This is a genomic window from Psychromarinibacter sediminicola, from assembly GCF_029168335.1.
GTDB lineage: Bacteria > Pseudomonadota > Alphaproteobacteria > Rhodobacterales > Rhodobacteraceae > Psychromarinibacter > Psychromarinibacter sediminicola.
Genome location: NZ_JARGYC010000147.1, coordinates 1 through 4,489, shown reverse-complemented (window position 1 = coordinate 4,489; position 4,489 = coordinate 1). Strand labels below are relative to the sequence as shown.

Sequence of the window (4,489 nt, the reverse complement as noted above, 5' to 3'; positions counted from 1 at the left end):
CTGTGCGAAAACGGAGTGCGGATACGTGCTGCAACCCGCGAACGATAGGCAAGCGGACCTTAGGCCAGATTGCGGCGAAGGTCCGCTCTCCGCCCACAGTGTCGATCATCCCGGCGCCGACCACGAAAGCCTGGCTGAATGTCCGCTTCCGCAGGGAGCCCGTGGTGCGCTCGCGCATGCGGCGAAGTTCCGGAATCCACCCTTCAACGCGAACCTGACCGAATGCCGTTCGCGAGTGTTCCCCACGCCGCTACTTACCCGGAGTTGGCAGATGCCTCTGCCGTGCGCTCGACGCTGCGCGCCTGTCGGGCAATAACCTCAAGAAAGGCACGAACGGCCGGGACGCGTGATCGCCGGGGCGGCAGGGCGGCGTAGAGCTCGATCTTCGGGCCAACGTGATCCGACATGAGCGGAACGATCGCTCTGGCCGGCAGAAGCGCATCGGCATAGAACCGAGGCAGCAGGGTCATGCCCTCTCCCGCCCTCATGAGGGCAATCGCGGCCACCGGGTCGTCCACGGTGAAACGCGGCGTGCCGTCGATCCGCACAACCTGGCCGTCCGGTCCAGTCAATTGCCAGGCGTCGGTGTCGGTTTCCGGACGGACTACGATGCGGCCCATGTCGGCGAGAGTTTCGGGCCGGTGCGCGTCCAAGTCCGCCGCCACCGCGGCGCCGGCGTAGAGGCCAAGCTGCGAGACCGCGATCCGCCGGGCCACCAGGTGCGGGGCAGTTGGACGTCCGACGCGCACGGCAATGTCGAGATCGTCTGTCACCGGGTCTGTGCCGTGCGCGGCGACGCGTATCTCGGGCCGCAGCGCAGGATACCGCCGGGAGAGCTCCGCGACACTGCGGGCCAGCAAGCTGTCCACGGTCATGGCGCTGCCGGCGATGCGCAAGGGGCCGGCCGGCTCCGTCTCGGCGGCGCGGAAGAGATCCTCCACCCCCTGACGTAGCGCCTGGGCCTCGTTCGCGCGCTCGATCAGCATCTCGCCGCCCGGTGTCAAGACCAGTCCATGCGGCAGCCGGTCGAAGAGCGGCGCCCCCGCAGCCCGTTCAAGCCGCGCAAGCGACCGCGACAGGGTTGCCTTCGACAGGTCGTGCCGCCGGGCGGCGGCACTGACGCCGCCGCAGGCCGCGATCAGGGCAAAGGCATGAAGGTCGTCGAGGTCGAAGTCGGCCATGACTGTTCCATTTATGAAACGTGCTGTTCCAGCATGGACCGTTTTCGAAACGCATGTCGAGGGGCATGTTCCCCCTCAACGCGAAAGACCGGAGAGCACCATGCCCGCACCCATCCACATCTTCACCAAGCCCGACTGTCCCCACTGCGCCCGAGCAAACGAGGTGCTGGAGGCCGAAGGCCTCTCCTATACCGCGCACGACATCACTGCTGACGCGGATACCGCGGCGCGGGCCGTCTACCTGTCCGGGCTGGCCACGGTGCCGCAGATTTTCATCGGTGAGACCCATGTGACCGGCGCGCGGGACCTGGTCCGATTGCACGAGGCGGGCCGCCTGCGCGCGCTTGTCGACGCCGCGGTCGGCGATATCGATCCCGCCACGGTACCGGCGAGCCGCGCGCGTGACGGGGCCCGGGACATCCTGCTGCGCGATGTCATCCCGGAAAGCGACGGGACCCGCTCAGAGGAGCCCGACGAGTGGCCGATCCTGCGGTTCTACAAGGAATTCTTCGGGTTCTGGCCGAACTGCTTTGCCTACATGCACCACTGGCCCGAGGCCTATAAGCTCTTCGTCTATGCCCACAATCGCGGCGCCATCGGCCTGGGGCGCGAGGTTTTGGGGGCGCCCGTCATGATGGCTACCGGGTTCGCCACGTCGAATGCCGGGGGCTGCGACTATTGCCAGGTGCACATGACCGCCGCGGCGGGGGGGATGTCGGCCCAGATGCCGCGCCTGATCGAAGCTGCGCGGCAAGGCGCGGCGCCCGCCGACTCGCCCATCGGTCCGTTCGAGCTGGAGCTTGTCGATCTCGCGGCGGACTCCGTCACGAACGCCGTGTCCTTTGATCACCTCGGTCGGATCCGCGCCCGCGCCGGCGAGGCCCGTGTCTCTGCCGCCGGGGCTGAGGCGAATATCATGGGTACGGCGATGATCGCCTCTGCCTTCGGGTTTCTGAACACGTTCAACGACCTAACGGGCGTTGATGTCGAGCCAGACTGGGCCCGCCACTCGGAACAGAAGGCGGGGGTCGCGCATGGCCGTCACGCCGTCGGCGATGACGCCGTGGCCGGCAATCTGGACCACGACCTGCCGCAGGGCGGGCCCACGATGGACGAGATGATGGCCCGCTGCGATACCGCCGTCGCGCTGGCGGGTGGCGTCGAGGCGTTTCTCCGGGGCGAGTTTGGCCTGGTGCCGGAGTGGGTCATGGCCTGGCCCGAGGATTTGCGCGCTCGGCACGCGCTATTCTATGCCGAGGTCATGGGCGACCGGGCGCATTCCCGTCTGCCCGCCGAACTGAAGCACCTGGTGGGCCGGGTGGCGGCTATCGCGCAGGGACACGACGCGCTCGCCGCGACCGAGGCCGCGTTCGCCATTCGCGCGGGCGGCGGGAAGGGCCGCGCGGTCGAGCGGGCCCGCCTGTGTTTCGATGCCGCTATCGGGCGTGGCGGGGCCGAGGTGTTCTCGGGCCGCGAGCGTGCGGCGCTGAGGGTCGGCTGGCTCTCGGCGCAAAAGCCGCTGACCACGCCGCATCGCTTCATCCAGCCGGCCATCGAGCAGTTCGACCCCGTGGAGCTTGTGCATCTGTTCACGGTCTGCGGGCTGGCCGGACTGGTGGAGCGGTTCTGTGCCATCACCGCGCCCGGAATGGGGCCGGAGGTGGCGGATCTCGCCCAACGCTACGGGCTGGACACCGACACGCTGGCAATCCGGTATCCGCTGCCGGTGCAAGGTTGAACGGTCCGCAGAAAGGAGCCCGAGCCATGCAATCGTTCATTCTCTGTCTCGCCGGCGCCTGCTTTGCCTTCGCCGCCGGCATTTTCCTGACGCTGTCCTATATCGAGCGTCCGGTCTGGCGGCTGATGCGGGCGCCGAGCTCCTGGCACGTTCCGGATACCGTGGCAGGCGAGGTTCACGGCATGCTGCGCCGAGTGATCCACCTGCTGCCGCCGACGATGAAGTCGGTGATGTCGCTCGGAACGCTCGCCCTGCTGGTGCAGGCTTGGCAGAGCGGCTGGGCCTGGCTGCCGCTGGCCCAGCTCGGCACGCTAGCGGTCGGGCTTGGGTATGTCCTGCCACGCCTGGGCCCGCGGATCGCGGCAGTTTCAAACCGGGGATCCGAACATGTGGACGCCGGCCTACGCCGGTCGGTCGGAGAGCTTGCGGCCCTGCACCACGCCGGGCTTGCCATGGTCGTCGCGGTGCTTTTCCTGCAACTCCTGCAGTCGGCGGCCGGATGACAACGGCGGCTGGGTGAAAGTTCGGTGGCAGGTCATCGCCTGCGATGGAAGTCGCGGGACACGCTAATGGGCTTCCGATGCGCAGTCGAATAGGCCGGTGCAATCCACGTCGTCGTACGTTCGCCCGAACTCGCGCGGCGAGGCCGTTCGGCCGTCAGCCGCCCAGGCACGTCTGGCGTGCGCCAGCACTGTTTTCCGGCCGTGAGTATTCATAGGATCATCCTATCTACCAGGCTAAGCGATTGTCTTTGCGAAGTTTGCTTCCGCGAATTATTCTTGAGAAAGGTGAAATCAGTCTTTCACACCGAACGTGAAGTATGGTGACGATGGCGGGGCCCAAGCCGAGGTTTCGACCCAAGGATGGGCCGAAGGGCTTGATAAAGAAATGGGCTGAGGGGCCTTGAGGGAAAACAACATGGCATTCGAGACGAGGCTCCGCAGTCTGGGCGAGCGCCTTGACTACGCAATCGGGAACCACCCGCGATCCCCGGCAACGCGACAAGGGCGTTTGACGTGGATGCGCAACGAGCTGGAGCGCGCCACGGGTATCAAGGTCGCCACCGAAACCATCCGAAAATGGATCGCCGACGAGACGGTGCCGCGCCCCCCGAAGCTCGAAGGACTGGCCCGCACGCTCGCCGTGGATCCGGCGTGGCTCCAGTTCGGCACGACACCGGAATCCTCGCACGTCGAGCCCGGAGCGGCGGCGCGCCAGGCGCAGGGCGCGACCCTCTGGCTCGCCGGCATGATTAGCCTCACCGGCTCCGGCGGCAACGTGGCCTTCGCTGATCCGGCGACCGGCGAGCATGAGAGCGTGCATCTCGTCTCGATCAGCCAAGGTCGCGTCCACCGTATCGTCGTGGCGCGCGGCACGCGCGAAGGCAAGCGGATCAATTTTGCTCTCCCTCATCCGGTCGCCCCCGGTGCGAAGGTGATCGGGGTCGTCCCGTGGTGCAATGGCACTGACGCGAACAGCATCTGCGCCTACGACCTGACGCGCTGCCAGGCCACCCCGCGCGGCGGACACGCGAGTCTCAGCCTCAAAGTCGGCCCGACTGGCCCCGTCG

At 67.3% G+C, this 4,489-nt stretch carries 4 protein-coding genes; 3 read left to right on the top strand and 1 reads right to left on the bottom strand.

Annotated features, from left to right (window positions below; translation table 11 throughout):
- Nucleotides 1-254: 254 nt before the first annotated feature.
- The gene (locus P1J78_RS24260) at nt 255-1,181 is read right to left on the bottom strand and encodes a LysR family transcriptional regulator (RefSeq protein WP_275569948.1); all 927 of its coding nucleotides are present in this window, start codon (nt 1,179-1,181) and stop codon (nt 255-257) included.
- 100 nt (nt 1,182-1,281) lie between these two features.
- Between P1J78_RS24260 and P1J78_RS24255 the strand changes: the two genes are divergently transcribed.
- The 3 genes from P1J78_RS24255 to P1J78_RS24245 all read left to right on the top strand — a co-directional run.
- Complete coding sequence (locus P1J78_RS24255) at nt 1,282-2,919, top strand: glutaredoxin domain-containing protein (RefSeq protein ID WP_275569947.1); 1,638 nt, start codon at nt 1,282-1,284, stop codon at nt 2,917-2,919.
- A 26-nt stretch (nt 2,920-2,945) separates the two neighbouring features.
- Nucleotides 2,946-3,422 carry a hypothetical protein gene (locus tag P1J78_RS24250; protein WP_275569946.1) on the top strand — a complete coding sequence of 159 codons (477 nt, stop codon included), beginning with the start codon at nt 2,946-2,948 and terminating at the stop codon, nt 3,420-3,422.
- Between the two features lie 415 nt (nt 3,423-3,837).
- The coding region (locus P1J78_RS24245; protein WP_275569945.1) for a hypothetical protein at nt 3,838-4,489 on the top strand (652 nt) is incomplete at its 3' end.

What these genes read in the sequence shown, in the direction of transcription:
- P1J78_RS24260 (WP_275569948.1), bottom strand. Translation starts at nt 1,181, where the DNA reads ATGGCCGACTTCGACCTCGACGACCTTCATGCCTTTGCCCTGATCGCG.
- P1J78_RS24255 (WP_275569947.1), top strand. Translation starts at nt 1,282, where the DNA reads ATGCCCGCACCCATCCACATCTTCACCAAGCCCGACTGTCCCCACTGC.
- P1J78_RS24250 (WP_275569946.1), top strand. Translation starts at nt 2,946, where the DNA reads ATGCAATCGTTCATTCTCTGTCTCGCCGGCGCCTGCTTTGCCTTCGCC.